This is a genomic window from Nocardia sp. NPDC049737 (assembly GCF_040674755.1).
In the GTDB taxonomy this organism is placed as follows: Bacteria; Actinomycetota; Actinomycetes; order Mycobacteriales; family Mycobacteriaceae; genus Nocardia.
This window is the reverse complement of sequence record NZ_JBFANH010000006.1, coordinates 259,632-284,539: the sequence shown is the minus strand read 5'-3', so window position 1 is coordinate 284,539 and position 24,908 is coordinate 259,632. Positions and strand designations below refer to the sequence as shown.

Here is a 24,908-nt window from a genome sequence, read left to right as displayed (position 1 = left end):
GGTGGTAAGGCGCAGTTCGGTGGTCAGCGCTTCGGTGAGATGGAGTGCTGGGCCATGCAGGCCTACGGCGCCGCCTACACGCTGCAGGAGCTGCTCACCATCAAATCCGACGATATCGCGGGCCGGGTCAAGGTGTACGAGGCGATCGTCAAGGGCGAGAACATTCCGGAGCCGGGCATTCCGGAGTCGTTCAAGGTGCTCCTCAAGGAGCTCCAGTCGCTGTGCCTCAACGTCGAGGTACTGTCCTCCGACGGCGCCGCCATCGAAATGGGCAGCGCCGACGAGGACGATATCGATCGGGCAGCGGCGAATCTGGGCATCAACCTGTCCCGCAACGAATCCGCCACCGTGGACGATCTACAGCTGTGACATCACCTGGGCCGCAATGAGTTCCAGGTGCGCGAGATCGTCGAGATCGAGGATCTGGAGATAGAGACGGGTAGCGCCGATTTCGGCATAGCGGGCGATCTTGTCGACGACTTCGGCAGGGGAGCCCGCGAGCCCGTTGGTCTTCAGTTCCTCGACCTCACGGCCGATGGCGGCGGCCCGGCGCGCCACCTCGGCATCGGAGGCGCCTACACAGGCCACCAGGGCATTGGAGTAGATCAGATCGTCGGGGCGGCGGCCGCGAGCCTGCGCGGCGGCGCGCACGCGGTCGAATTGACGGGCACTGTCCTCGAGCGAGGCGAAAGGCATATTGAATTCGGTCGCGTATGTGGCGGCTAGGCGCGGGGTGCGCTTCGCACCGTGCCCGCCGATCAGCACCGGCACCGGATTTTGCACCGGCTTCGGCAGGGCGGGGGAGTCCGTGATCGCGTAATGCGCACCGTCGAAGGTGAACTTATCGCCGAGCTTGGTTGCCCACAGGCCGGTGATGATCGCCAGCTGCTCCTCGAACCGGGTGAACTTGTCCTGCGGGAACGGGATTCCGTAGGCGGCATGTTCCTCGGCGAACCAGCCGCTGCCCAGTCCGAACTCGACCCGGCCGCCGGACATCTGGTCCACCTGGGCGACCTGGATGGCCAGCGGTCCGGGCAGTCGGAAGGTGGCGGCCGTCACCAGGGTGCCGAGCCGGATGCGCTTGGTCTCCCTGGCCAGCCCGGCCAGCGTGATCCAGGCATCGGTCGGACCGGGCACGCCATCGATGCCGCCCATGGCCAGATAGTGGTCGGAGCGGAAGAACGCGTCGAAACCCAGATCCTCGGTGGCTTTGGCGACGGTGAGCAGCATGTCGTAGCTCGCACCCTGCTGCGGTTCGGTGAAGATGCGTAGATCCATGCCGACCATGGTGCCCGAAATTGATCTTGGGGGTCGGGTCTGATTCACCGCCGCTTATCATTGGCCGGTGGTTGGCGCGGTCGAATCGGAATCCGATCTACGCAGGGGTGTTTCGCCGAGATCGGTATTCGCCCAACGTCTGATGAGTCTGTTCGAGGCTGCGGGCAATCCGAAACTGCGCCAGGTTGCCGCTGCGGCGGAGGCGCGGATGAAGGCTACCCGCGGACCGGCCAAGGGCGGTACCGCATCGCTGCAGCGGATCAGCGACTGGCGCTCCGGCCGTAATGTCCCGGCGCAATTCGAAACGCTGCTGCCGATTCTGCTGACCTTGACCGATCTGGCCAAGAAGTCGGCCGCGCCCGTGCAGCGCGAACTGGTGGATCTACAGGAATGGCGGCGGCTGTGGCAGGCGGCCGTCACATGGAAACCCGACAACGATCCGGCCACCGCCGTTTGCCCCTATCGGGGATTGACGTCGTATCAATCCGACGATGCCGCATGGTTTTTCGGACGCACCCGCGCCACCACCAACTTCACCGAACTGGTGCTGAGCACGCTCGACGCCGCCGGGGGCGGCATGGTCGCCCTGGTCGGCGCTTCGGGTGCGGGTAAATCCTCGCTGCTGCACGCGGGTTTGATCCCGGCGGTCCGGAAGATCGAAAAAGATTGGCAGATAACGACTGTCACTCCCGGCGCGCAACCACGGACTGCGCTGGCCGAAGCGGTTCCCGCCGACTGGGCGATCGGCAAATACGGATTGTTGATCGTGGACCAGTTCGAGGAATTGTTCACCGCCTGCCAGGACGAGCAAGAGCGCGAGGATTTCCTCACTGCGCTGGCGGATCTGGCTACACCTCACGAAAACCGTTGGGGTACCGTAGTATTGGCTGTCCGCGCCGACTTCTACGCACCCTGCCTCGACTATCCGATTCTCGAAGACGTACTGAACAACCGGGGTTATGTACTCGGCCCGATGCGGCTGAGCGAGCTATCCGAGGCCATCACCGGACCGGCCTCGGCGGCGGGACTCGAACTCGAAGCAGGCTTGGTCGAATTGGTGGTCACCGAACTCTGCGGCCTCGGCGATCACCAGAACCGGCGCAGCTACGATCCCGGCGCATTGCCACTGCTCTCCCATGTCATGGTGGCGACCTGGGAACATCGGGAACGACTACGCCTGACGGTTGCCGGCTATCGCAAGGCGGGCGGGGTCACGGGTTCGGTCGCGGCGACGGCCGAACAGGCCTGGGACGGACTCACCGTCACCCAGCGGATCGAGGCCGAACCGCTGCTGCTGAGCCTGGTCAGCGTCGGTCCGGACGGTCACGACACCAGGCGGCGCGCCGCCCGCGCCGAATTGATCACCCGTGCAGTGGATTCCGAGGCCGCCGATGCGGTGCTGGAAACTCTGCTTCGCGCCAGGCTGGTGACCTCCGATGCCGACAGCGCCTACTTCACCCACGAAATCGTGCTGCGCGCCTGGCCCCGACTGCGGGCCTGGATCGAGGAGGACCGCGTCGGCTATCTGGTGCGCCAACGGTTGGAAGCCGATGCGGCGGACTGGTCCTCCTCGGGCAATGATCCCGCCCTGCTCTACCGCGGCACCCGGCTTGCGACCGCGAAAGAAGCTGCCGACCGGCATCCGGCCACCGAAGCGGTGACCGGATTCCTCACCGCGGCACAGAGTTCTCGAACCAAATCACGACGCTGGGCCGCCGCGACCCGTGCGGTGCTCGCCCTGCTCGGCGTCGGTGTGCTGGTCCTCGGCATCGCCGCCTACGGCCAGGTCCGGTTGAAGGACGAACAGCGCGACAATGCCCTGCTGTCGGCGGTGCTCGCCGAATCCGAGAGCCTGCGCACCACCGATCCCACCCTGTCGGCCCAACTCGCCTTGGTCGCCCATCGCCTCGAACCCGATGACCCGGACGTGAATTCGCGATTGCTGAGCACTCAGAATCTACCGATGGCCACTGCGCTGTCCGGCCATGTCGGCGCGGTCGACCAGGTCGCATATCAACCGGGCGGTGCGCTGCTCGCCTCGGCGGGTGAGGACCACACGGTCCGGTTGTGGGATCTCGCCGATCGTGCGCGTGCGCAGCCCCTGGGCACGCCGCTGAACTGTGCAGCCGCGGCGACTTCGGTGACGTTCAGCCCCGACGGGAAACTTCTCGCGGCGGCCTGCGGCGGGGCATTACGGCTGTGGAATGTCGAGGATCCACGACATCCGGCCCCGGCAGCGGCCCCGATCGCCGGGGGTGTGTTCCGGGTGTCCTTCGGTCCGAGCGGTCGGGTGCTCGCGGCGGCCGACAACAATCGCACTGTGACGCTGTGGAATCTGCAGAACCCTGCCGCACCGACGAAAATCGGTGCCCCGCTGCCGATTCCGCAACCGATCCGATCAATGTCGTTCCACCCCAAGGGATCATGGCTCGCCATCGGATACGACGATGCGATCCAACTCTGGACCATCGGGGATGCTCCTGCGCCGTTGGGCGCGCCGATTCCGATTCCGGCGCGGCCGGTGCAGGCGGTGGCGATCGCCCCGGACGGTGTGACGCTGGCCGTCGGCAGTGGGGGTGATTCGCCGTGGGCGCAGAATACCGGCGATGCCACCGTCGGACTGTGGGATATCGCCGATCCGGTCCGGCCCGTCTTCCGCAGTTCGCTACTCGCGACTGCCGATTCGGCGGTGCGCTCGCTCGCGTTCGGCCCGGACAGTGACGTCCTCGCCGCAGGCAACCGCAACGGTGTCACGGTGTGGAATATCGCTGACCGCGCCGATCCGAGGCCGCTCGGCGAACCGCTGCTGGCATCGTCGTCACCGTGTCCCGAGGTCGGTACCATCCTGGTCTGTCAGGACGCGCAGAACTCGCTGGCCTTCGCTCCGGACGGGCATACCGTCGCGGCCGGGGGCGCCCTCGGGATGGTTCGGCTCTGGTCGCTGGCGCCCGCTGTGCTCCCCGGGCGACTCGGTTGGTTGCCGGTTTCGCCCGCATTCAGCACCGAGGGCACCATGGTGACCGGTGCGATCAACGGCCGAGCCGCACTGTGGGATGTGCACGATCGCGCCGACTTGCGCAAACTCGCCGACATCGGGCCCGGCCCCACCGTGCAGTACGCGGCGGGAGCAGCGCTGAGCCGAGACGGGCACATGGCCGCCTCGACGGTCGGATCGCCACCACGCGTGCTGCTGCACGATGTGAGCGATCCCGCGCACGCGCACACGGTCGCGGAACTGCCCGGCGTCTTCGCCGCCATGTTCAGTCCGGGCGGTCGTTATCTGTGGACCATTGCCGACGATGCGGCCTGGTCGTTCCAGGTATGGGATTTGGCCGACCGTGCCCATCCGGTGCCGCTCGGTCGCCGGATGCCGCTGGCCACCGGGAGCGGGGGCGCATTCGCCATGTTCAGCTCCGGCGACGAGCTGATGGCCACCATGTCCTCGGATCGGACGGACACCGGTCAGGATCGATACGTCATCCGACTCTGGGACATGTCGAATCCGGCCGAACCCCGTGTGGTGAGCGAGATTCCGAGCGAGCCGACCAAACCGTTCGGCTGGATCGGTATCACGCCGGACAATAAGACTCTGGTCAGTCTCGCGGCCGACACCCTGCAAACTTGGGATATCTCCGATCCCGCCGCGGTGCGCAAACTGGGCGAGCCGATCGCGACACACGGTTTGAATATCCTGTCCGTCGACTTCAGTCCCGACAGCGCGACGATGGCGACCTCGAGCGCGGATTCGACGGTTCGTATCTGGGATTTCACCGACCGTGCGCATCCGAAACCGCTCGGCCATTCGATCACTGTGCCGAGCACCACGAGCTGGCAGCTGGCCTTCGATCCGGCGGGGCGATATCTGGTCGGCACCGGCAATGGCGTGCTGAGCATGTGGGATCTGGATCCGCAACACGCCATAGCGCGCATCTGCGATGTCGGTCGCGCGGTATTGACCCGCGAGGTATGGCAGGCCCATCTGCCGCGGATGGCCTATCGTCCGCCCTGCTGATCAGAGGGGGTGGCAGCCGACGGAGCTTGCGGAGGCGGCGGGGTGGGTGAATACAGCGCGCAAAAGGTTCGCGTCGCGGCATCGTCGAGAAACCTTGCGGCGGAGGCGTTGTCGGCGAGGTAGTGGAATTCGTTGCCGGTGAGCAGCACGATGCGGCCGCCGTCCGGGCTGGCGACGAGCCGATTGTCGTAGCCGAGCGTCCGGCCGAGGTAGGTCCAGACCGGACCGCATGGCGCCTGCGCATGCAGGACACCGAGTCCGTAGCCGCTGCCCGCATCGGGTGTCGGCACGGTGGTGGTGAGCTCGGTCTGTTGCGCGGGTGGCAGCAGTCGGCCGGAGAACAGGGCGCGGGTGAAGGTGGCGAAGTCGTCCAGGGTGGAGATCATCGCGCCCGCCGCGCCGTAGATCTGTGGATCGGCGACCGAGATATCCCGTTGCCAGGTGTAGCCGTGCAGCCAGTTGCCGTGCGGGTTCGGGTCGGTGACCGGGTAGGTGGTGTCGCGTAGTTGTAGCGGTTCGATGATGCGTCCGTGCACTTCGTCGGCCGAATGTCGACCGGTTACCGCCGTGATCACCATGCTCGCGAGGACATAGTTGGTATTGGCGTAGGAGAACCCCACGCCGGGCGCTCCGGTCCGACCCCGCTGCAGCGCGATATCGACTTCCACCTGGGGTGACCACGCAGGCCATCTCTCGACCCCAGCGATATAGGGCAGCGAGATCCTCGGATCGTCGGTGTATTCCGGCAGGCCGGAGGTGTGATTGAGTAACTGGCGGACGGTGATACCGGCACTGTCGGGCACCGTGCCGGGAATCCAGCGGTCGATGGGGTCGTCGAGGGACAGTCGATGTTCGGCTTCCAGTTGCAGCAGTACCACTGCCACGAACGCCTTCGTGAAGCTGCCGATGCGCAACCGCGCCTTCGGGTCGGCGGGGGTGCGGTTGGAAATCTCGCCGTAGCCCGCGTGCACGTAGCGCGTTTCGGATCCGTTCCGGACCAGACCGATGACGCCCGGATAACCGCTCGCGACACCGGCGTCGGCACCCGCCTGCAAGATATCGACCGGTTCTTCAGCCCGCGCGACGCTGGGCATCGCCAACACAACGAGCACAGCGGCAACCATCCCCCTGATGGCAGTCATTCCCCCTCCTGCGGCATGCGCGGCGTTGCGAGCATCAAGCTACCGCAACCGCGCCGACATAAAGGTATTCCGGTCCGGAATTCCGGTGAGTGCCCCGTGAACTGCGCAGATGCGCCACTCGGCATGCCGATCGGTTAGCTGTGTGCTCGCGCCGCCGCATAACGTCCGGTCGTCGAGCGGGAACAGGAATCACGCCGGCCGGGCCATGTGGAGGGGAGCTCGGCGGGTCGACTCCTGTTCCCGCGGCCGTCGGCAATCACACACGGAGGGGAATCTTGAGCACGCCCAGTACCGACTACCTCACCATCCCCTCCGGTCGGTATCGGCTCGCGGGTATGCGGACCCGGCTGTGCGCGCGGCTCATCGATACCGTCATCGTCGGCATACCGATCGGTATTGTCGCCGCCGTCGTGGTCGTGAGCACCGACTCGTCGAGTGAATTCCCCGTCGATACTGATCCCGGATTCGGCGGGGGGACCACGCTGCTGGTTGTCGTACTCGGCTTGCTCGCCTGCATCGCCTACGAAGTCGGCTTGACCGCGACACAGGGCGCGACCTTCGGGAAGAAGGCGCTCGGCATTCGGGTCGTGCGGATCGAAACCGCCGACGCGCCGGGAGAAGGTATCGGCGCGGCGGCGGCCTTGATGCGCTGGGCGACTCTCGTGCTGCCGAGCGTTCTGTGCGGTATCTGGGGGGTGGTCTGTGCGGTGTCGCCCTATTTCGATCATGTCGCTCGGCAGGGCTGGCATGACAAGGTTGCCGAGACTTTCGTCCTCGCGGCGTCGTAGCGCGGGCTACCGATAGGGTCGGCGTGGTGAGTGGAGGTCTCGTATGACACGAGCATCGCGCAGCGATTCGACGAGGGATGGTGGCCGGGTGACGGCCGGGCCAGATCGGCCGATCGTGGTCGTAATGGGCGTCTCCGGATCTGGAAAGTCCACGGTCGGTGCGCTGCTTGCCGACACGCTGCAGGTCGAATACGCCGAGGGCGACGATTTCCATCCGGCTTCGAATATCGAGAAGATGGCGGCCGGTGTGCCACTGACGGATGCGGATCGCGCGCCGTGGCTCGATATCGTGGCGGCGTGGCTTGGAGAGCGGCGCGAGCGCGGCGGGGTGGTCAGCTGCTCCGCGCTCCAGCGCGGCTACCGCGATCGGCTGCGTGCTGCCGCACCCGAGGCGTTCTTCGTCCATCTGTCCGCATCGCGCGCGGAACTGGCCCGCCGGATGCAGACTCGCCGTGGTCATTTCATGCCGGCGACGTTGCTCGATTCGCAGCTCGCCGCCTTGCAGCCGTTGGCTTCCGATGAATTCGGCATCACGGTGGATGCGACGCAGGATCCTGCCGAACTCGTTCGCGAGGCGGTAACCGCCTGGCAGTCGAGCTGACTCAGGTATTCGTGCGTCGACGCACGACTCGGGTCGCCAGCCAGGCCACGCCGAGAATGAGCAGTGGGGTGAGCAGCAGCAGCGGTACGGTCGCCGCACCCGCGAACGGATGCAGCCAGCCCGCGACGGTATCGCATATCGCGTCGATCAGGGCGCGAGCCAACTCCGCCACTGGCGAGTGCTCGTCCGGTCCGGTGCTGGCGTGGTCCGGCCATCGATTCACGGCCAACACCCTACGACATCGGATCGGTATGTCCGGTAGATACTCGGCCGGACACTCAGCAATCTCACAGCTGCGAATCTGGCATGGTGGAGGTATGACAAGTCGTCCGCTACCGGTTTGGAGCATCGTGGTGCTGACCACGATGGTCTTCGCCATTACCGGCAGCGTGCTCGGGCACGACGGGATCACCGCGATCGATCAGCCGGGGACCGATTGGGTGGTCCAGCGGCGTGACGGGCTGCTGACGCCGGTCGCGATCAGGGTCAGCGACTTGGGTGGCACGCTGGCGATGACCGGGTTGGCGGTGGTCCTATGTCTCGTGCTGGCCTGGCGTCGGCGGTGGCCGGAGGCCGTACTGGCCGGCGTCGCCACCGTGGGTGCGGGCGTGCTCGTCGTGGTCGGCAAACATCTCGTCGGACGCACTCGCCCGCCCGAGGCGGATCGTCTGGTCACCGAGACCAATCAGGCGTTTCCGTCCGGTCACAGTCTCGGATCGATCGTGGTGATCGGACTCCTTGCCGCGGTGGTGATTTCGCGATCGCACCGCCCGGCCGCCCGCCGCATCGTCGTGACCGTCGCGGCCGTATTCGTTGTGGCCGTTGGCCTTTCCCGCTGGTATCTGGGCGTGCACTGGCCGACCGATGTGCTCGGCGGCTGGAGTATCGGCGCGCTGTGGCTTGCGCTGTGTCTGGCGGCGTACCGGACTTATCTGGTGGGCAGGGCCGGTGTGGTGCACTCTGCGCCGGAGACATTGGGAATGCAGACACCCGCGGCCTCCGACAGCAGCAGCGCCCCGCCGACCAGCGCGGCCACCGCGATCGCACCGAAGACGAATACCCACAGCAGCGCGGGGATGTGAGTGAGCCGGGCGAGCTGATCGGCATCGGAATCCGCGCCCCGCGGCATATTCCAGCGACGAACCCGCCCACGCTGCAATTCGATCACCGGCCGGGTGCCCGCGAGCAGTAGGAACCACGCGCCGAGATATGCGAAACCGGCCTGCACCGTATCGGTCCCGAACCAGGACACCGCGAAGACGATGGCGCCCAAGCCGAATACCGTCAGCAGCCCGTATATGTTGCGCACCTTGATCAGGACGGCGGCGAGCAGGGCGATCGCGGTCCAGAGCATGAGGGTGATCCGGTTGGCGCCGAGGAGGGCGGCGAAACCGAGACCGAGCAGCGGTGGCGACGGATAGCCCGCCATCGCGGTCAGAATCATGCCGAGGCCGTAGGGTTTTCCGCTCGATACTGTTAGGCCGGAGGTGTCGGAGTGCAGTGTGATGCTGTTGAGCCTGCGGCCGGTCAGCAGCGCGGTGAGCGCATGGCCGCCCTCGTGCGCGATGGTGACCACATTGCGGGTTATCCGCCACAGCGGGCTGTATCCGACCAGAATCAGGGCCGCGACGGCGGTTGCGAGGACCAACCACCATGGTGGCGCGGCCTGGGTTGTGGTGAGCCGGTCCGCGATGGAGGCGCCGCGCTCGACGAATTCCGCTGTTTGCACCGCCGCACCTTATCCGGCTGCGGCGAGCTTCGCTGAGTCGTTGCGAGCCGGTCAGGTGGTGACGAGCTCTCCGAGATCCGCCGATCTGCGGGCGGCGTCGAGCAATCGCAAGGTCGTGACGGCGTCGTGTGGGTCGACCGGAACGGGTGCGCCGTCGAGGAGTGCGGCGGCCATGGCGTCGTAGAACGCGGGGTAGTCGCCCGCGATCGTGGGGACCGGTTCGACGGTGGGTTCCGCGCCCACCTTTCCCCACCGCTCGGGTTCGACTGTGCCCCAAGGGCCGTCCCCAGGGCGGTGGCCCGACCGCAGTGCCGCCTCCTGCGGATCCAATCCGTAAGTGAGGTAACCGGCTTCGGAACCGAGCACCCTGAAGCGGGGCCCTAGCTGCGGAGTTACCGCACTCATCCAGAGGTGCGATCGGACACCCGAGCTGTGGGTGAGTGCGACGAAGGCGTCGTCATCGGTCTGGATATTCGGCCGCCGCCGGTCCAGTTCGCCGTAGACCGAGCGCACGGGACCGAACAGCGTCACCGCCTGGTCGATCAGGTGACTGCCGAGGTCGAATAGCAGTCCGGCGCCGTCGTCGGCGGAACCGACTTCGCGCCAGCCGCCCTTCGGCACCGGACGCCAGCGCTCGAACCTGGACTCGAAACGGCGCACTTCGCCGAGCCGCCCATCCGCGATCAGCTGGCGCACGGTCAGGAAATCGCCGTCCCAGCGCCGGTTCTGGAATACCGACAGCGCCAGACCGGCGCGCTCGGCCCGCGCGATCAGATCCTCGCCCTCGACCACATTCACCGCGAACGGTTTGTCGACGACCACCGGCAGCCCGGCGTCCAAAGCCTGTCGAGCCAGTGGCGCATGCGTTCGATTCGGCGTTGCGATAACCACGAGATCGATACCCGCCATATCGGTGAACAACTCGTCGGCGCTCGCCAGCACCCGCACCCCCGGGTGCTCGCGCCGCGCCTGCTCCGCTCGCTCAGGCGACCCCGTGACCACTGCCGCCACCCGCATCCTCGGCTGCGCGGCGATCAGGGGTGCATGGAATACCGACCCGGCCAGTCCGTACCCGACTATGGCGACCTGCAGGCTCATCGTTGCGACGCTACCGGACCGCTTGACTTGTTGTTGCGACAACAGATACTGTTGTCGCAACAACGAATTGTCCTGATCAGGGAGTTGTCCGATGTATGTGATCCATGAAGAAGCCGTTATCTCCGGCGAGATCGAGGAGATCTGGCGGGCCGCCACCGATGTGGCCAATTGGCCGTCCTGGGATCCGCATGAGGAGAAGGCTCGGATCGACGGACCGTTCGCGCCGGGAACCACCGGATGGGTGAAACCGAAAGGCGCACCGGCTGGTCCGTTCACCATCACAGCCGTCGATTCGGGGCGTTCGTGGACCAGTGAGGCTGGGATTCCGTTCGGCAAGATCCGCGGTCACTACACCTACGAACCGCTCGGCGACGCAACCGTGCGCGTCGCGAAGCGGATGGAGGTGCACGGCCCGTTTCGGCCGATCTTCCGGCTGATCTGGGAGCGCGGCATTCGCACCGATATGCAGTCGACCTTCGCGGCGCTGGAACTCGAGGCGCGACGACTCGAGGGCGAACATGGCTGAACCACAAGGCCCACTGATGAGTCCAGGGTTCTGGCTGCATCACGCCGCGCTGGAATGGCGAGCCACCGTCGAACGCAACCTGCGCCCCCTAGGCCTCACCCTCACCCAATTCAACCTGCTCGCCTCCGCCGGCTGGCTCGGTAGACAGGGCGAACGCCCAACCCAACAACAGGTGGTCGACATGGCGGGCGCCGACCGCATGATGGGCTCCCGCGTAATCCGCGTCCTGGAAGACCGCACCCTGCTCACCCGCCACCCCGATCCCCACGACGCCCGCATCCTCCGCATCGAAGTCACCCCCGACGGCCGTGCCCTCGCCCGTCGCGCCATCCGCGTAGTCGTAGACATCGACGACCAAATCTTCGGTCCGGACAGCGACGCCCTCCGTGACCGCCTCAAATTGATCGCTGCGCAACGTATTGCGAATTGAAGTATCCGGTTCAGTCATGAGTCCTGCCACCTATCTTCGGACGGTGTGCGCGACTAACCGGCTCCATCAAAACTCAATTGCGCAGCATTCCGCGGCCGCCTCGCCGAAATCGCTTTGCTACCGAGTTGCTTGACCAAGATCGCGTTTCGAGATGTGATATCCGAGTGGCACAGCGATGGTGGCAGGAGCTACCCCCGGTGGCGGGATCATTCGTCATGGCGACCGCAATCATTTCGGTGGGGCTGCACCTCACCGGATTAGAGGTCGTCTCATGGCTGATATTCGCGCTCGCGGCCGCGGTATGGGTGTTGGTCCCGATCGATTTCGGCAAGCGGCTGCTGTGGCATCGTTCGCAGTGGGAGGCCGAGACCGATACTCTGCCCGCATTGACCGGGGTCGCGGCGACGACGGTAATCGGGACGCGGTTATCGCTATCGGGCTGGCAGATTGCGGCCTTCGCATTATTGGTGCTGGCCGCCGCGATCTGGCCGGGATTATTGCTCGCGGTGCTGCGGCATCGGAATCGGCGGATGCCGGGCGCGGCATTCCTGGTTTGTGTTTCTACCGAGGGCCTCGCGGTGCTGGCGGGGACACTGGCGCTGGCCGGTGTCGGTAATTGGCTCGCTTGGTTGGCGTTGGCGTTGTTCTGTGTCGGTGTGCTGCTCTATGTAGCGGCATTGGTCCATTTCGATATTCGGCACGTGTGGATCGGTGCGGGCGACCAATGGGTCGCCACCGGTGCGCTCGCGATTTCGACGCTGGCCGCCGCCGAACTCGCCGGCGCATATCGGTGGACCGGCACAGCGCATCGGCTGCTCGATGTGGTCGCGCTGACCGTCCTCGGCATCAACCTGTTCGGCTACGCGATCCTGATGGTCGCGGAGGTGATCCGTCCGCGACCCGAATACGACATCCGGCGCTGGGCCAGGGTTTTCCCGCTCGGCATGACCGCGGTCGCGACGCTGGCCACCGGTGCGGCCACCGACCTGCCCGCACTGCGCACGCTCGGCGAATTACTGCTCGTGCTTGCCATGGGTGCGTGGGCGCTCACCTTTGCCGTATTGCTCGCGGACCGAACGACTTTCGAATCCGGTCGCTCCGTGTAATCGGCATCGGATTCGCTCTGCCTCCAGCACGCGGATCGGCAGCAATAGCGCACCCGTCTCAATACCGGCTGCGGTCTACCGATATCCCACGGGACCGATGAGTTCCGCCTCGCGGCGTCGTCTGCGGCGCGGGCGCTCGGCCGTGTCGAAGCGGTAGGCGGGTGTGGTCGTCGGCGCGACGAATCCGAAGACCATCGTGTTCTTCGCCGCCGTCCTACCGCAGTTCGCCGACCCGGCCACCGGCGCATAGCCATTGCAGTTGCTGACGCTCGGGGCGATCGCGCTCGGCATCCAAATATTTCCGGCGGCATGTGGGCCATGATCGCGGGTGCCGCGCGGGCGTGGTTCGTCCGGTCACGCGCCGCCTCGAATCCGTCGGCACCACCGGCGGATTGATGATCATCGGCGTCGGTGCGAGCGTGGCGCTCAGCGGTACGAACCGAGGATCACGCGCGGTTGGTGGTGTTCCAGAAGCCGATCCAGAGCGCACCCCACCAGCAGGCCTGGGAGATGAGCAGGGTTATCGCGCCGCGGGCGATCAGTGGTCGGTCGAGGATTCCGCCGCGGGCCGCGACCCGGTCGGTGAAGTGGGATGCTTGTAGGCCGTTCAGGGTCAGGGCGACGACGAGTGCCATTTTGGTCTGGGTGGCGTGGTTGGCGATATTCGGTTCCAGGAGTACACCGCTGGCGACCAGACCGATGACGCCAAGCCAGATGGGCAGTTGGAGGCGATCGGCGACGGTCAGCATTTCGCGCAGGGGTGTGCGGCGCAGCACCCAGGCTACGGCGAAATAGTCCACCGCCAACACCGCACCGAAGCCGAGGACCAGCGATGCCAGGTGGATGAGCAGCGCCGCATGGTGCAGCGCCGGCGTGCAGTGCAATTGGGTCGACAGCCAGATCGCCGTCACCAGCGCGGCGCAGGTGGCGACCGTCCGGATCGCGAAACCGTGCCGGGTATGTACCCCGCCTACCAGCGCCGTCATCGGCGCCGCTCCAAGTCGCGGCCATGCATTTGTCGATCCTCACTCACACAACTCGCCCAACCTGGTTAAGGTTAGGCACGCCTAATGCTAATGTCTCCGATTTCGGTCGAGACCGACAGGGGTATTCAGCGGCGCGGTACGGCGGTGTACTCTTGTTCGGGGCGGCCGGTGGTGCCGTAGCGCAGACGCATCTGGACAGTGCCCGTGGCGACCAGGGCGGCGAGGTAGCGCTGGGCGGTGGCGCGGGAGATGCCGATGGCGGTGGCCACCTCGGCGGCGGACAGGGGTGTGGTGGCCTCGAGGATGGTGTGCAGGACAAGATCTTTGGTAGGGGAGGCGATGACGGTGGCCGCGGCGGGCGTCGAGGTCGGGCGCAGCGCCTGTAGTGCGGCCTCGATGGCAGCGTTATCGATCTGGGGTGCGGCGAGGGTGCGGCGATAGCGGGCGTATCCGGCCAGGCGGGCCGCGAGCATGGTGTGTGGGAAGGGTTTCACCAAATATGCGAGTGCGCCGGCGGCGAATGCGGCTCGAACGGTGGCGCTTTCGGTGGCTGCGGTCAATACCATGGCGTCGCAGTGCAATTCGCGCACGAGATCGATGCCAGAACCATCGGGCAGATACACATCGACCAGCGCCAGATCGATCGCATTGGCGGCGTTGAGTTCCCGCGCGCCAGCCAGCGTATTCGGGGTGCCCGCTACGGTGAAACCCGCTATGGATTCGACGATTCCGGCGTGCAGATTGGCCACGCGGAAGTCGTCGTCCACCACCAGCACGGTCAGATCTGTTGCGGCCATGGCATTTCGCTGTCTACGAGTACTCCGGGGATTCGGGCAATGAATTCGGCACCGGTGAGCGGCGGCGCACCGCCACGCGCACTGGCGAGCCGGACATCGCCGCCGTGCGCGCGGGCGATCTGGCGGATCAGCGCGAGGCCGACGCCGCGCCCGCCCGGCACACCGCGATCCTCGCGGGTGGAGGTGCCCTCGGTGAACAGGGTGTCGATCATTTCGGGCGCGACACCGTCACCGCTGTCCGCGACCGCGATGTGCAGCGACGAATCCTCCTGCACCAGTTCGACTTCCACCTGCTTGGTGGGATTGTCGGCGATCCGCGCCGCCTCGATCGCATTGTCGAGCAGATTGCCGAGCACCGTGGTGACATCGACGGGTTCGGCGAGATTGCCGTCCACCCAGGTATTCGGGCCGAGTACCAGTTCGACACCGCTCTCGCGCGAATGCGCCGCCTTGGCCGCCAGGAAGGCCTGCAGATACGCGTCGTGAATCGCATCGATGCCGGGTGTTGCCGCGCCGAGTGGACCGGCACCGATCAGCTCATCGATGACATGCGAGGCTTCCCCCGTGCGGCCGCCGTGCAGCAGTCCGCTGAGCAGGTGCATCTTGTTGGAGAACTCGTGACGCTGGGCGCGCAGTACGGTGCTCATCGATTGCACGGCGTCGAGTTGGCGGGTCAACGCCTCGACATCGGTGCGATCGCGCACGGTGAGCACGGCACCGAGATCGCGTCCGTCACGGGTAACCGGCCGGGCCGCGACCACCACGATATGCGAGCCGATGGTGGCCGGTGTCGGTTGTTCGTCGAGCGCGCGGAAGACCTCCAGCACCCGTGGCGTCAAACCGATCTCGTCGACCGGCCTGCCGATCTCGGCGCTGATCCCGAGCAGCCGCCGCGCCTCGTCATTGACAAATGTTGTGCGCCAAGCGGAATCGACGGCAAGCACACCACGGCCGATGCCGTGTAGCACCGCCGCCTGACCTTGGACCAGTTCGGCCAGTTCGGCAGGCTCGAGTCCGAGCGTCAATCCGCGCCAGCGCCGCGCCAGCAATGCCGAACCCGCGATGCCGATCAGCAGCGCCGCGGCGATGAACAGCGCCGCGGCACGCAGATCGGAGAGTAACTGCTCGCGAATCGCGGTGGTCGGGATACCGACGCTCACCGCGCCGACAATGCGATCCGAGTCAGCCTCCATCACAGGGACTTTCGCACGTACCGATGGTCCGAGCGTGCCGCGCTCCTTGACGATCACCTCTCGGCCCGCCAGCGCCTCCGACGGATCCGTGCTCACATGTTCGGTGAGTCGTGTCTGGTCCGGATGCGCCAACCGGATTCCGGCATCGTCGGTGATCACCACGAACAGTGCGCCCGTGCGCTGCGTCGTATCGATGGCTATCCGCTCCAGCGGTCCCGCGGTGAGCTCCGCCCGCAGCTCGGGTGTCACCGTGCCGGGCGCGTACCGTGTGACCTCCTCGCGCACCACTGGTTCGGCCGCGATGCTGCGCGCTATAGCCAGTGCGCGCTGCCCGTACTGGTCGTTGAGTCGTTGGCCGCTGACGTAGCCGAATACCGCGAAGGCGGCGCCGAGGGTCACCGAGACGATCACGATCTGCAGCAGCAGCACCTGGGTACGCAACCGGAAGTGTCCGGTCGCGCGCCGTTGTGCTCTGCCGTCGTTGGCCATTTCCGCAGCATAAACCACGCAGACGGGCGTGAGCAGAATGCGCACAACCTTCGAATCGGTCGTTTGCGCCGGTTGTGCGCACAAGCCTCGAAGTGTGACCGGGCCCACGTAGGTTCGCTCTACCTGATCCGCTAGGAGCAAGAAAAATGACCGAACCACTCATCGAGCTGCGGAGCGCGACGAAGCGCTTCCCCGGCACCGGCGGCGGAATCCACACTGCCGTCCGCAATCTCGACCTCGCGGTGCGACCCGGCGAATTCGTCGCCGTGGTCGGCCCGACGGGCTGCGGAAAGTCGACGACGTTGTCGTTGGTCTCCGGGCTGGAGCCGGCCTCGGCCGGGCGGACGCTGGTGCGCGGCAAGGATGTCCACGGCATCCCCGACGGCATCGGCTACATGTTCCAGCAGGACGCGGTGCTGCCGTGGAAGAGCGTCATCGATAACGTCGCGCTCGGCCCGCGCCTGCGCGGCAAGTCCAAGGCCGAAGCACGCGAACAGGCCCGCGGCTGGGTGCACAAGGTCGGTCTCGCCGGATTCGAGAGCTACTATCCGCATCAGCTCTCCGGCGGTATGCGCAAGCGCGTCGCACTGGCGCAAACTCTGGTCAATGATCCCGAGATTCTGCTGATGGACGAGCCGTTCAGCGCGCTGGACGTGCAGACCAGGCAGCTGATGCAGGACGAGTTGCTGCGCGTGTGGGCGGGCACCGGCGCGGCCGTTATCTTCGTGACCCACGATCTGGAAGAGGCCATCGTGCTCGCCGACCGGGTCGTCGTCATGACCGCCAGCCCGGCCACGGTTTGCGGCAACTTCCCGGTCTCGCTCGAGCGTCCGCGCGATGTCGAGGAGGTCCGGCTCACCAACGAATTCCGGGATATCTACAAGGAAATATGGGAAACGCTGCGCGATCAGGTCGAGGCAGCCCGAGGCAAGGGAGCCTCCCGTGTCGCATAACGTGCTCGAAGATGCGGCGAAGTCCGCGCCCGAGGTCGAAATCGAAACCGAGGAGCAGATTCTCGCACGCGTGCGGACCAACCTGCGCCGCAACCGGCTGCGCACCTGGGGTCTGCGGATAGCGCTGATCGCGGTGTGGCTGGGCGCGTGGGAGCTCACCGCCACGCTGTGGATCGACCCCTTCTTCTACTCCAAGCCCTCGCTGATCTGGGACCGGCTGGTCGAATGGTTCACCGAGGGAACGCAGTTCGGATCAATCTGGCTGCAGATGTACACCACCGTGCAGGAAGCGGTGCTCGGCTTCGTGATCGGCGCGGTGGCCGGTGTCGTTCTCGGCACGCTGCTCGGCCGCAGCCGGTACTGGGCCGAGGTGCTCGCGCCGTTCATCAAGGCGCTCAACGCCGTTCCGCGAATCGTGCTGGCATCGCTGTTCATCATCTGGTTCGGTCTCGGGCTCAGCTCGAAGGTCGCGACGGTCGTGGTGCTGGTGTTCTTCGCCGTATTCTTCAATGCCTTCACCGGTGCGCGTGAGGTCGACGGCAATGTCATCAATAACGCTCGCATCCTCGGTGCGAGCAAGCGTCAGGTGCTGAGCTCGATCGTGCTGCCGAGCGCGACCACCTGGATCCTGTCCAGCCTGCACACCGCCTTCGGTTTCGCGCTGATCGGCGCGGTCGTCGGTGAATATGCCGGTGCCAGTAAGGGCTTGGGTCTGCTGATCAGCAATGCCCAGGGCACCTTCGATTCGGCCGGTATCTACGCGGGCATGATCATCATCACCGTCATCGCTCTGCTTGCCGAATGGGCGATCAGTGCGGCGGAGGGCCGATTGCTGAAATGGCGTCCGTCGCAGGCCACTTCGAGCCACGGGATCTGATCATGCGGTACGTCAAACATCTGACGATCATTCTCGGAGTCATCGCGGCACTGCTGCTGGCGACCGGTTGTCGGGACTCCCGAACCATTCCGATGGCAAACGGGCGGCCCCAGATCACCATTATGGTCGGCGGTTTGGAGAAGGTGATCTACCTGCCCGCCATGCTCACCGAGAAACTCGGCTTCTTCGAGAAGAACGATATCGATGTCAAACTGCTCGGCGAACAGTCCGGCGCGAGTGCCGAAACCGCGTTGCTGACCGGTGATGTGCAGGCCGTGGTCGGCTTCTACGACCACACCATCGATCTGCAGGCCAAGGACCAGTGCCTGACCTCGGTGGTCCAATTCGCCGATGTGCCGGGCGAAGTGGAACTCGTCTCCAAGGCGGATGCGGCCGGTATCAAATCGCTGGCTGATCTGCGCGGCAAAAACCTCGGTGTGACCTCGCTCGGCTCCTCGACCGACTTCCTCACCCAGGCGCTGACCGGGCAGGTCGGGATGACCACCGCCGACTACACGCGCGTGAAAGTCGGTGCGGGACAGACCTTTATCGCGGGTATGAACCACAACGGCATCGATGCGGGCATGACCACCGACCCGACGGTCGCCACCATGGTGAACTCCGGTGAGGCGAAGATTCTGGTGGATATGCGGACCGAGGAGGGCACCCGGGCGGCATTGGGCGGGCTGTATCCGGCATCGTCGCTGTACATGCGCTGCGATACCGTCGACGCGCATCCGGATATCGTGCAGAAGATCACGACCGCCTTCGTGCAGACGCTGCAGTGGATCAAGACGCACACCGCTGAGGAGATCGCCGACAAGATGCCCTCGCAATACGCGAGTGCGGGCCGGGATCTCTATGTCCAGTCCATCCGCGACTCGATCGGCATGTTCAACGGCACCGGCCTGATGAAATCCGAAGGCGCCGAGAATGTGCTGAACGTGCTCGGCAAGTATTCGAAGAATGTGGCGCCCGTCAAGGACCGCATCGATTTGTCGAAGACCTACACGACGCAGTTCGTGCAGGAGGCGCTGCGCGCGAATCAGCAGTAGCGACACCACGAAATCCCATGGCGACCGGCGAACATCCGCTCGCCATGGGATTTCGGCCGTTCACCTGGTCGGCGCATCCTCGGTGTCCTGGGCCTTGAATTCGGCCTTCCACTCGCGGAAGCCCTCCTCGGTGCGGCCGCGCCGCCAATAGCCGGAGATCGAGGCCGCCCAGTCCGCGGAGATGCCACGCTCGCGGCGGACATAGCGGCGTAGATCCTGCATGACGGCGCGCGCCTCGCCGTGGATGAAGACCTGCACCTGGCCATCGCGCCACGTTGCCGCACGCACGGCTTCGGCCAGCACATCGCCCGGCTCGCGTGCACCGCGATGCAGCCAGGTCAGCTCGATGCCGGCCGGCTTGTCCAGCTTCAGTTCGTCATCTTGTCCGGCGACCTCGACGAACGCGTACCCGACCGCATCGGCGGGCATCCCTTCCAGCGCGGTCGCGATCGCGGGCAGTGCCGCCTCGTCACCGGCCAGCAGGTGCCAGTCGGCGTCGGCGCGCGGCGCATAGGCTCCGCCCGGTCCGAAGCAGTCGATGGTGTCGCCTGGCCGGACCGAGGCGGCCCAGGGGCCGGCAATGCCCTCGTCGCCGTGGTAGACGAAGTCCACGGCCAGTTCACCGGCATCCGGATCGACCGAGCGCACGGTGTAGGTGCGCAGCACATCGATCCCGTCGCGCGGGTAAATGAACTTCACGTACGAGTCGGTGAACTCGCTCGGCCGGAACGTGGCGAATCCGGGTCCGCCGAAATGCACCCGGATCAGATGCGGGGTCAGCCGCTCGGTGCGCTGCACCGTCAGAGTGGTGCGGGGTCGTGCCAAGGTAACCTCCACTATTTCTAATTAGGCTTGCCTTACCAACCGTACCCGGTTCGGTTCATGCTGAGGGTTACCGCAGACGGGCGCACCGTACATGTCACAGGATGATCGGCATGACGCAGACCGTGCCGAGCCCCGCCATCGCCGTCCAGCAGCGCTATCGGGATCCGAATCCGACCGAGCCCGCCGAGTGGAATCCGGTGCTGCAGGTGCTGCACGAACACCGCTCGGTGCGCCGCTACCTGGCCGACCCGGTCTCCGACGACACCCTGCGCCTGCTCATCTCCGCGGCCCAGTCCGCGCCGACCTCCTCCAATCTGCAGGTATGGAGCGTCATCGCGATCCGCGATCCGGCGCGCAAGGCCCGCCTCGCCGCGCTCGCCGGCGGGCAGGCGCATATCGAACAGGCCCCGGTGCTGCTTGTATTCACCGCCGATTTCGCCCGGCTGCGCCAACTCGCCGACGATCGCGAAGCGCCGCTGGTCGGAGCCGACTACCTCGAATCGAGCTATGTCGGTTTTATCGACGCTGCCCTCGCCGCGCAGAATGCCGTCGTCGCCGCGGAATCCCTCGGCCTCGGGACCGTCTATATCGGTGCGATCCGCAACAATCCGGAACAGGTTGCGGCGGAACTGAAACTGCCCGAGCAGGTGTTCGCTGTCTTCGGGCTCGTTGTCGGACACCCGGATCCGAGTGAGGACGCCCGCGTCAAACCGCGCCTCCCACAACCGGCCGTACTCCACCATGAAACCTACGACCTCCCCACTCAACGCACCCACGTCGCGGCCTACGAAGACCGCATCGCCGAGTTCTATGCCGAACAGCAACTCGCGCACTCCTGGACCGAACGCGTCCTGGCCCGCCTGGCCTCCGCCGCCAGCCTCAACGGCCGCCAGCGGCTCCGCGAGTCCCTGGCGAATCACGGCTTCCGCCTGCACTGATCGCGGTGTGGTTCGGGTCGTGCGGCAGTCCGGTGGTGCGGCCGGTAGCGTGACGGGCTGATCGATCTCGAGCTCCAGGCGAAGGACCGCACCATGACAGCCTCTGACCGTCAGCTACAAGCTGAATCGGCGCCCACCGACCCGGCTGTATCCGGTGAAGAGGGCTACTCCCGGGGGCTGAGCCCGCGGACCATTCAGATGATCGCGATCGGTGGTGCGATCGGCACGGGCCTTTTCTATGGTGCGGGCGGCGCGATCGAGCAGGCGGGGCCGGGGCTGATCCTGGCCTATCTCGTGGCGGGTCTGGCGATCTTCGTGATCATGCGAGCGCTGGGGGAGTTGCTGACCTACCGGCCGATCTCGGGCAGTTTCGCCGAGTACGCGCACGAATTCCTCGGGCGCTTCGCGGGATTCGTCACCGGGTGGTCGTACTGGGCGGTGTGGGTGGCGACCTGTATGGCCGAGATCACCGTCGCAGGGAAGTATGTGCAGTACTGGTTCGATATCGCGCCGTGGCTGACCGCGCTGGTGGTGTTGGCGGTCATGTTCTGCGCCAACCTGATCTCGGTGCGGCTGTTCGGTGAGGGCGAATTCTGGTTCTCCGCCATCAAGGTCACCGCGATCGTCGCGATGATCCTCATCGGCATCGGGGTGTTGACGATCGGCTTCGGTCATGCCGCCAACCCGACGGTCACCAACTTGTGGGCCGATGGCGGTGTGTTCCCGAACGGATTCGGACAGTCGCTGTTGGTGCTGCAGATCGTGCTCTTCGCCTACGTCGGCGTCGAACTGGTCGGCGTGACCGCGGGCGAGGCACGGGATCCGCGCCAGACGTTGCGCAAGGCGATCAATACCCTGCCGTTCCGGATCGGCCTGTTCTACGTCGGCGCGCTCGTGGTGATCATGTCGGTGGCCAGCTGGCGCAACTTCCACGCGGGTAAGAGCCCGTTCGTCGAGGTTTTCCAGCAGATCGGTATTCCGGGTGCCGCGGGGATCATCAATTTCGTGCTGCTCACCGCGGCGCTGTCGTCGTGCAATTCCGGCATCTACTCCACCGGTCGCATGCTGCGGACGCTGTCGCTGCACGGGGAGGCGCCTGCGGGGCTGAACAAGCTGAGTTCGCGCGCGGTGCCGTATGTCGGCATCACCGCTTCGGCGGCCGCGATGGTCATCGGTGTGATCGTCAATGTGATCTCGCCGGATAAGGCGTTCAACTACATCACCTCGGTCAGCACCATCGGCATCATCTTCGTCTGGGGCGTAATCCTGGTGTGCCACTTGATCTATCGCGCCAAGGTCGGCCGCGGCGAACTGCCCGCCAGCGATTACCGGCTGCCCGGTGCTCCGATCACTACCTGGTTGGCGCTGGCTTTCCTGGGTTTGGTTGTCGTCCTGTTGTTCTGGACCGAGAGCGGGCGTACCGCGATTATCGTCGGAGTGGTCTGGGGTGTGCTGGTTTGCGGCGGCTATCTGGCGATGACCAAGCTCGGCAAGGGCGGCGCGGTAGCCGAACCGGTGGCCTAGCAGTCCGCACCGCCTGAGGAGGCACATGGTCACGATCATCGGCGGCGGCATCGCGGACGCGATACTCGCCGGAGCCGTGTGCCGCTTACGCATCCGCGCCCACCCCGAGATGACGTAATCCTTGTGGCGATGCCGATCACACCATCAGCCCCGCTGCGGGCGTAGGCGCTCGCGATGCTATCGAAGACGCCGTCGCCCTCTACCGTGCCCTCGTCGCGAAGGCCTCGATAGCGGAGACCATGGTGAACCGCCGCCGCCAGATCCTCAGCGAGCGAGCGGAGGTCGCCGAGGCCTTCCGGCGCGGCTGCAGCTGATGTCGGCCGGTTGCCCGACGCCGAGTCGATCGCTATCTGGCGAGAGTTGACCAGGAACGGCAGTTGCTCGTCGTCGAAGTGTGGCAGCGCGTCCGGGTCATCAAGCGGTCGTGAGCGCTCTGGCCCTCGTGCGAGACTGGCTGGATGGCTGTGAATCGAGATGCCGATGCCAGCAGGTTGGCCGCGGAGTCGATTGCGAAGGACGATCCGACGGGGTGGTTCGAGCGGCTGTATGCCGAGGCGGCCGCCGGGGACGCGGTCGTGCCGTGGGATCGCGATCAGCCCAATCCAATGCTGGTCGAGTGGGCCGAGCGGCGCGCTGCGGACGGTGTCGGGCGTCGGGCACTGGTGATCGGATGCGGGTACGGGCAGGACGCGGAGTACATCGCGCGGCTCGGCTTCCTGAGCACCGCCTTCGATATTTCACCGACCGCGATTGCCGAAGTGCGACAACGATTTCCGGAGTCGTCCGTGGAGTATGTGGTGGCCGATTTGCTGGATCCTCCCGCCGCGTGGCGGAATGCGTTCGATCTGGTCGTCGAGTCGATTACGGTGCAGTCGATGCCGGTGTCGGTGCGCGACACCGCGATCGCCAATATCCGGCGGTCCGTGGCACCGGGCGGTCAGTTGATCGTGATCGCCGGAATCCGAGCGGAGGGAGAGCAGGTCAGTGGACCGCCGTGGCCGCTGACCTGGTCGGAGGTCAATTCGTTTGCGGCTGAGGGACTTCGGGCAGTGGAGATCGAAGCGAATCACGAGACGCAACGGTGGCGCGCCGAATTCATCCGCTCGACTGCGAGATGAGGTCAGCCCACCGCTGTGGGCTTTCGGTCCCCAGTGACCAACGCGGTGATCTCGGCGGCGGCTCGCTCCCCCGAGCGGATCGCTCCATCCATATAGCCCATCCATATGGTCGCGGTTTCGGCTCCAGCCCAATGGATTCGGCCGATCGGTGCGCGCAGGGCCGGCCCGTATTCGGTCCAGGTGTTGGGTGGCATGAAGGCTCCGTAGCATCCGCGGGTCCACTCGTCGGCGGACCAGTCCTTCTCGATGTAGTCGATGGGTGTGGCCGCCGTCGGGCCGAAAAACCTTGTGAGACTGGAGATCACGATGTCGCGGCGTTCTTCGCGCGGGTAGCGGCCCAGTCGTCGGGCATCGCCGCCTTCCAGGAAGGCGAGCAGCACACCGGGATTCCCATCCGGCGGGGAGTTGTCGAAGGTGACCTTCACCGGTCCGGTGGCGGCGGTGACCTGCCCGGACAAGCCATCGGCACGCCAGAAGGGTACGTCGTACACGGCCATGGTCTTGATGACCGAGCCGTTCGGCATGCGCTGGGTCAACTGGTCGCGATCGGCTGGCAGCGCGGGGGAGTACAGCAGCCGGCCAGCCAGCGCTGGACTCATTGCCACGATCACTCGGCGGGCAAGGATTCGAATCTCATCGCCGTGTACGACAACGGCCCCCTCGGACTGCTCGATCTTGCGCACCGGCGTATTCAACAGCACATGCTCGCCCAACTGCTCCGCCAGCGCCAGCGCGATCCGCTGCGAACCGCCCACGATCCGGGTTTGCTGTGCGCCACCGTCGGTTTCGATCATCGAATCCACACCGCCACCGGCATTGAGATAGGCGAGCAGATGCAGCAGTGACACGTCGGCAGGGTCCGCGGCCCACACCGCTTTGCAGACCATCGTGATAGCCCGGCGCGCGATCTCCGAATGTAGATTGCGCCGCATCCACGACTCGACGGTCTCGGCATCCCACTGCCGTGCCCGGGCCGCCGACCATGGTGCCGCCGCTGGCACCGCGCGCGACATTCGATCCAACCGCTGCAGACCGATATAGGCATCCAGCAGTGCGGCGGAGGCGATCAACGGAATCCGACCGCGATAGCGCCGCAGTTTCCCGCGATGTTCGAACAGGTGCCGACCGGCGGTGTAGGTGGGAAACGTCTCCAGTCCCAATTCCTCGATCAGCGCCAGCACCCGATCCTGACCGGGACCGACCCACTGCCCACCCACCTCGACGATCTTGCCGTCCCCGATCGGATGGTTCAGCGTTCGACCACCCACCCGATTCCGCGCCTCGACGACCACCGCATCGAATCCGTCGCGACGCAACTGCCGAGCCGCCGTCAATCCGGCCAGTCCGCCGCCGATCACCGCGATATCCACTGTGTGCTCGATACCCATGGCGACCACCGATCCACCCGTGACCGATCGATCGACGACTCGGTCGTATGCTCCG

Annotated in this window: 23 protein-coding genes and 3 pseudogenes; 15 read left to right on the top strand and 11 right to left on the bottom strand. The window is 65.8% G+C overall.

The window, feature by feature from the left end:
* Positions 1–369: pseudogene (locus AB0J47_RS11590) on the top strand (DNA-directed RNA polymerase subunit beta); the annotation flags it as partial.
* Here AB0J47_RS11590 and AB0J47_RS11585 read toward each other — a convergent pair.
* Positions 358–1,278: an LLM class F420-dependent oxidoreductase gene (locus tag AB0J47_RS11585; RefSeq protein WP_364343834.1), complete on the bottom strand. Its 921-nt coding sequence runs from the start codon at positions 1,276–1,278 to the stop codon at positions 358–360. The pseudogene AB0J47_RS11590 and the gene AB0J47_RS11585 overlap by 12 nt on opposite strands.
* 67 nt (positions 1,279–1,345) lie before the next feature.
* On the opposite strand from AB0J47_RS11585, the gene AB0J47_RS11580 reads away from it, so the two are divergent.
* Complete coding sequence (locus tag AB0J47_RS11580) at positions 1,346–5,290, top strand: hypothetical protein (RefSeq protein WP_364343831.1); 3,945 nt, start codon at positions 1,346–1,348, stop codon at positions 5,288–5,290.
* On the opposite strand, the gene AB0J47_RS11575 is transcribed toward AB0J47_RS11580, so the two are convergent.
* Complete coding sequence (locus tag AB0J47_RS11575; RefSeq protein WP_364343828.1) at positions 5,272–6,432, bottom strand: serine hydrolase domain-containing protein; 1,161 nt, start codon at positions 6,430–6,432, stop codon at positions 5,272–5,274. The two genes, AB0J47_RS11580 and AB0J47_RS11575, sit on opposite strands and share 19 nt — an antisense overlap.
* 275 nt (positions 6,433–6,707) lie before the next feature.
* Here AB0J47_RS11575 and AB0J47_RS11570 point away from each other — a divergent pair, with 275 nt between their 5' ends.
* The gene (locus AB0J47_RS11570; protein ID WP_364343825.1) at positions 6,708–7,220 is read left to right on the top strand and encodes an RDD family protein; all 513 of its coding nucleotides are present in this window, start codon (positions 6,708–6,710) and stop codon (positions 7,218–7,220) included.
* A 124-nt stretch (positions 7,221–7,344) separates the two neighbouring features.
* Positions 7,345–7,821 carry a gluconokinase gene (locus AB0J47_RS11565; protein ID WP_364343861.1) on the top strand — a complete coding sequence of 159 codons (477 nt, stop codon included), beginning with the start codon at positions 7,345–7,347 and terminating at the stop codon, positions 7,819–7,821.
* A gap of 1 nt (position 7,822) precedes the next feature.
* Here the strand turns inward: AB0J47_RS11565 and AB0J47_RS11560 are convergent, their stop codons facing one another.
* On the bottom strand, positions 7,823–8,044 hold the full coding sequence (locus tag AB0J47_RS11560) for a hypothetical protein (protein WP_364343822.1): 222 nt from the start codon (positions 8,042–8,044) through the stop codon (positions 7,823–7,825).
* 28 nt (positions 8,045–8,072) lie between these two features.
* Here AB0J47_RS11560 and AB0J47_RS11555 point away from each other — a divergent pair.
* Positions 8,073–8,732 (top strand): annotated as a pseudogene (locus tag AB0J47_RS11555) (phosphatase PAP2 family protein); the annotation flags it as partial.
* A gap of 17 nt (positions 8,733–8,749) precedes the next feature.
* Here the strand turns inward: AB0J47_RS11555 and AB0J47_RS11550 are convergent.
* Both AB0J47_RS11550 and AB0J47_RS11545 read right to left on the bottom strand, forming a co-directional pair.
* The gene (locus tag AB0J47_RS11550) at positions 8,750–9,550 is read right to left on the bottom strand and encodes a M50 family metallopeptidase (protein ID WP_364343819.1); all 801 of its coding nucleotides are present in this window, start codon (positions 9,548–9,550) and stop codon (positions 8,750–8,752) included.
* Positions 9,551–9,601: 51 nt separating this feature from the next.
* Complete coding sequence (locus AB0J47_RS11545) at positions 9,602–10,648, bottom strand: Gfo/Idh/MocA family oxidoreductase (RefSeq protein WP_364343816.1); 1,047 nt, start codon at positions 10,646–10,648, stop codon at positions 9,602–9,604.
* Between the two features lie 91 nt (positions 10,649–10,739).
* On the opposite strand from AB0J47_RS11545, the gene AB0J47_RS11540 reads away from it, so the two are divergent.
* From AB0J47_RS11540 to AB0J47_RS11530, 3 genes are all read left to right on the top strand, one after another.
* Entirely contained in the window at positions 10,740–11,174 is a 435-nt protein-coding gene (locus AB0J47_RS11540) for an SRPBCC family protein (protein WP_364343813.1), read from the top strand.
* 16 nt (positions 11,175–11,190) lie between these two features.
* Positions 11,191–11,604, top strand: a complete 414-nt coding sequence (locus tag AB0J47_RS11535; protein ID WP_364343810.1) for a MarR family transcriptional regulator — start codon at positions 11,191–11,193, stop codon at positions 11,602–11,604.
* Between the two features lie 164 nt (positions 11,605–11,768).
* On the top strand, positions 11,769–12,710 hold the full coding sequence (locus tag AB0J47_RS11530) for a tellurite resistance/C4-dicarboxylate transporter family protein (RefSeq protein WP_364343807.1): 942 nt from the start codon (positions 11,769–11,771) through the stop codon (positions 12,708–12,710).
* Positions 12,711–12,785: 75 nt separating this feature from the next.
* Here the strand turns inward: AB0J47_RS11530 and AB0J47_RS11525 are convergent, their stop codons facing one another.
* The 4 genes from AB0J47_RS11525 to AB0J47_RS11510 all read right to left on the bottom strand — a co-directional run bounded on the left by AB0J47_RS11525 (position 12,786) and on the right by AB0J47_RS11510 (position 16,175).
* Positions 12,786–13,001: a hypothetical protein gene (locus AB0J47_RS11525; protein ID WP_364343804.1), complete on the bottom strand. Its 216-nt coding sequence runs from the start codon at positions 12,999–13,001 to the stop codon at positions 12,786–12,788.
* 155 nt (positions 13,002–13,156) lie between these two features.
* Complete coding sequence (locus AB0J47_RS11520) at positions 13,157–13,696, bottom strand: hypothetical protein (protein ID WP_364343801.1); 540 nt, start codon at positions 13,694–13,696, stop codon at positions 13,157–13,159.
* A gap of 125 nt (positions 13,697–13,821) precedes the next feature.
* Positions 13,822–14,493, bottom strand: a complete 672-nt coding sequence (locus tag AB0J47_RS11515) for a response regulator (RefSeq protein ID WP_364343798.1) — start codon at positions 14,491–14,493, stop codon at positions 13,822–13,824.
* Positions 14,475–16,175 (bottom strand): sensor histidine kinase, encoded by a 1,701-nt coding sequence (locus tag AB0J47_RS11510; protein WP_364343795.1) that lies wholly within the window; start codon positions 16,173–16,175, stop codon positions 14,475–14,477. Before AB0J47_RS11510 ends, AB0J47_RS11515 begins: the two co-directional genes overlap by 19 nt.
* 146 nt (positions 16,176–16,321) lie before the next feature.
* Here AB0J47_RS11510 and AB0J47_RS11505 point away from each other — a divergent pair, with 146 nt between their 5' ends.
* From AB0J47_RS11505 to AB0J47_RS11495, 3 genes are read left to right on the top strand one after another with little or no spacing between them, the layout of a single operon-like run.
* Positions 16,322–17,128: an ABC transporter ATP-binding protein gene (locus AB0J47_RS11505; protein ID WP_364343792.1), complete on the top strand. Its 807-nt coding sequence runs from the start codon at positions 16,322–16,324 to the stop codon at positions 17,126–17,128.
* Positions 17,118–18,005, top strand: a complete 888-nt coding sequence (locus AB0J47_RS11500; RefSeq protein WP_364343789.1) for an ABC transporter permease — start codon at positions 17,118–17,120, stop codon at positions 18,003–18,005. The genes AB0J47_RS11505 and AB0J47_RS11500 overlap by 11 nt, the downstream gene beginning before the upstream one ends.
* A 2-nt stretch (positions 18,006–18,007) precedes the next feature.
* Positions 18,008–19,060: an ABC transporter substrate-binding protein gene (locus AB0J47_RS11495; RefSeq protein ID WP_364343786.1), complete on the top strand. Its 1,053-nt coding sequence runs from the start codon at positions 18,008–18,010 to the stop codon at positions 19,058–19,060.
* Positions 19,061–19,120: 60 nt separating this feature from the next.
* Here the strand turns inward: AB0J47_RS11495 and AB0J47_RS11490 are convergent, their stop codons facing one another.
* A complete protein-coding gene (locus AB0J47_RS11490) occupies positions 19,121–19,885 on the bottom strand; it encodes a siderophore-interacting protein (RefSeq protein ID WP_364343783.1) in 765 nt (254 codons plus the stop codon).
* A 110-nt stretch (positions 19,886–19,995) separates the two neighbouring features.
* On the opposite strand from AB0J47_RS11490, the gene AB0J47_RS11485 reads away from it, so the two are divergent.
* The 4 genes and pseudogenes from AB0J47_RS11485 to AB0J47_RS11470 all read left to right on the top strand — a co-directional run bounded on the left by AB0J47_RS11485 (position 19,996) and on the right by AB0J47_RS11470 (position 23,465).
* Entirely contained in the window at positions 19,996–20,823 is an 828-nt protein-coding gene (locus AB0J47_RS11485) for an NADPH-dependent oxidoreductase (RefSeq protein ID WP_364343780.1), read from the top strand.
* Positions 20,824–20,916: 93 nt separating this feature from the next.
* Complete coding sequence (locus tag AB0J47_RS11480) at positions 20,917–22,347, top strand: amino acid permease (RefSeq protein WP_364343777.1); 1,431 nt, start codon at positions 20,917–20,919, stop codon at positions 22,345–22,347.
* A 137-nt stretch (positions 22,348–22,484) separates the two neighbouring features.
* Positions 22,485–22,661, top strand: a pseudogene (locus tag AB0J47_RS11475) (hypothetical protein); the annotation flags it as partial.
* 144 nt (positions 22,662–22,805) lie between these two features.
* A complete protein-coding gene (locus AB0J47_RS11470; protein WP_364343774.1) occupies positions 22,806–23,465 on the top strand; it encodes a class I SAM-dependent methyltransferase in 660 nt (219 codons plus the stop codon).
* A 2-nt stretch (positions 23,466–23,467) separates the two neighbouring features.
* Here the strand turns inward: AB0J47_RS11470 and AB0J47_RS11465 are convergent, their stop codons facing one another.
* The gene (locus tag AB0J47_RS11465) at positions 23,468–24,853 is read right to left on the bottom strand and encodes a flavin monoamine oxidase family protein (protein WP_364343771.1); all 1,386 of its coding nucleotides are present in this window, start codon (positions 24,851–24,853) and stop codon (positions 23,468–23,470) included.
* Positions 24,854–24,908: the final 55 nt, after the last annotated feature.

Bases quoted from the DNA above. Each gene is read 5' to 3' on its own strand.
- AB0J47_RS11585 (WP_364343834.1), bottom strand. From the start codon at position 1,278: ATGGATCTACGCATCTTCACCGAACCGCAGCAGGGTGCGAGCTACGAC.
- AB0J47_RS11575 (WP_364343828.1), bottom strand. From the start codon at position 6,432: ATGACTGCCATCAGGGGGATGGTTGCCGCTGTGCTCGTTGTGTTGGCG.
- AB0J47_RS11565 (WP_364343861.1), top strand. From the start codon at position 7,345: ATGGGCGTCTCCGGATCTGGAAAGTCCACGGTCGGTGCGCTGCTTGCC.
- AB0J47_RS11545 (WP_364343816.1), bottom strand. From the start codon at position 10,648: ATGAGCCTGCAGGTCGCCATAGTCGGGTACGGACTGGCCGGGTCGGTA.
- AB0J47_RS11540 (WP_364343813.1), top strand. From the start codon at position 10,740: ATGTATGTGATCCATGAAGAAGCCGTTATCTCCGGCGAGATCGAGGAG.
- AB0J47_RS11535 (WP_364343810.1), top strand. From the start codon at position 11,191: ATGAGTCCAGGGTTCTGGCTGCATCACGCCGCGCTGGAATGGCGAGCC.
- AB0J47_RS11525 (WP_364343804.1), bottom strand. From the start codon at position 13,001: ATGCCGAGCGCGATCGCCCCGAGCGTCAGCAACTGCAATGGCTATGCG.
- AB0J47_RS11520 (WP_364343801.1), bottom strand. From the start codon at position 13,696: ATGACGGCGCTGGTAGGCGGGGTACATACCCGGCACGGTTTCGCGATC.
- AB0J47_RS11515 (WP_364343798.1), bottom strand. From the start codon at position 14,493: ATGGCCGCAACAGATCTGACCGTGCTGGTGGTGGACGACGACTTCCGC.
- AB0J47_RS11510 (WP_364343795.1), bottom strand. From the start codon at position 16,175: ATGGCCAACGACGGCAGAGCACAACGGCGCGCGACCGGACACTTCCGG.
- AB0J47_RS11505 (WP_364343792.1), top strand. From the start codon at position 16,322: ATGACCGAACCACTCATCGAGCTGCGGAGCGCGACGAAGCGCTTCCCC.
- AB0J47_RS11495 (WP_364343786.1), top strand. From the start codon at position 18,008: ATGCGGTACGTCAAACATCTGACGATCATTCTCGGAGTCATCGCGGCA.
- AB0J47_RS11485 (WP_364343780.1), top strand. From the start codon at position 19,996: ATGACGCAGACCGTGCCGAGCCCCGCCATCGCCGTCCAGCAGCGCTAT.
- AB0J47_RS11480 (WP_364343777.1), top strand. From the start codon at position 20,917: ATGACAGCCTCTGACCGTCAGCTACAAGCTGAATCGGCGCCCACCGAC.
- AB0J47_RS11470 (WP_364343774.1), top strand. From the start codon at position 22,806: ATGGCTGTGAATCGAGATGCCGATGCCAGCAGGTTGGCCGCGGAGTCG.
- AB0J47_RS11465 (WP_364343771.1), bottom strand. From the start codon at position 24,853: ATGGGTATCGAGCACACAGTGGATATCGCGGTGATCGGCGGCGGACTG.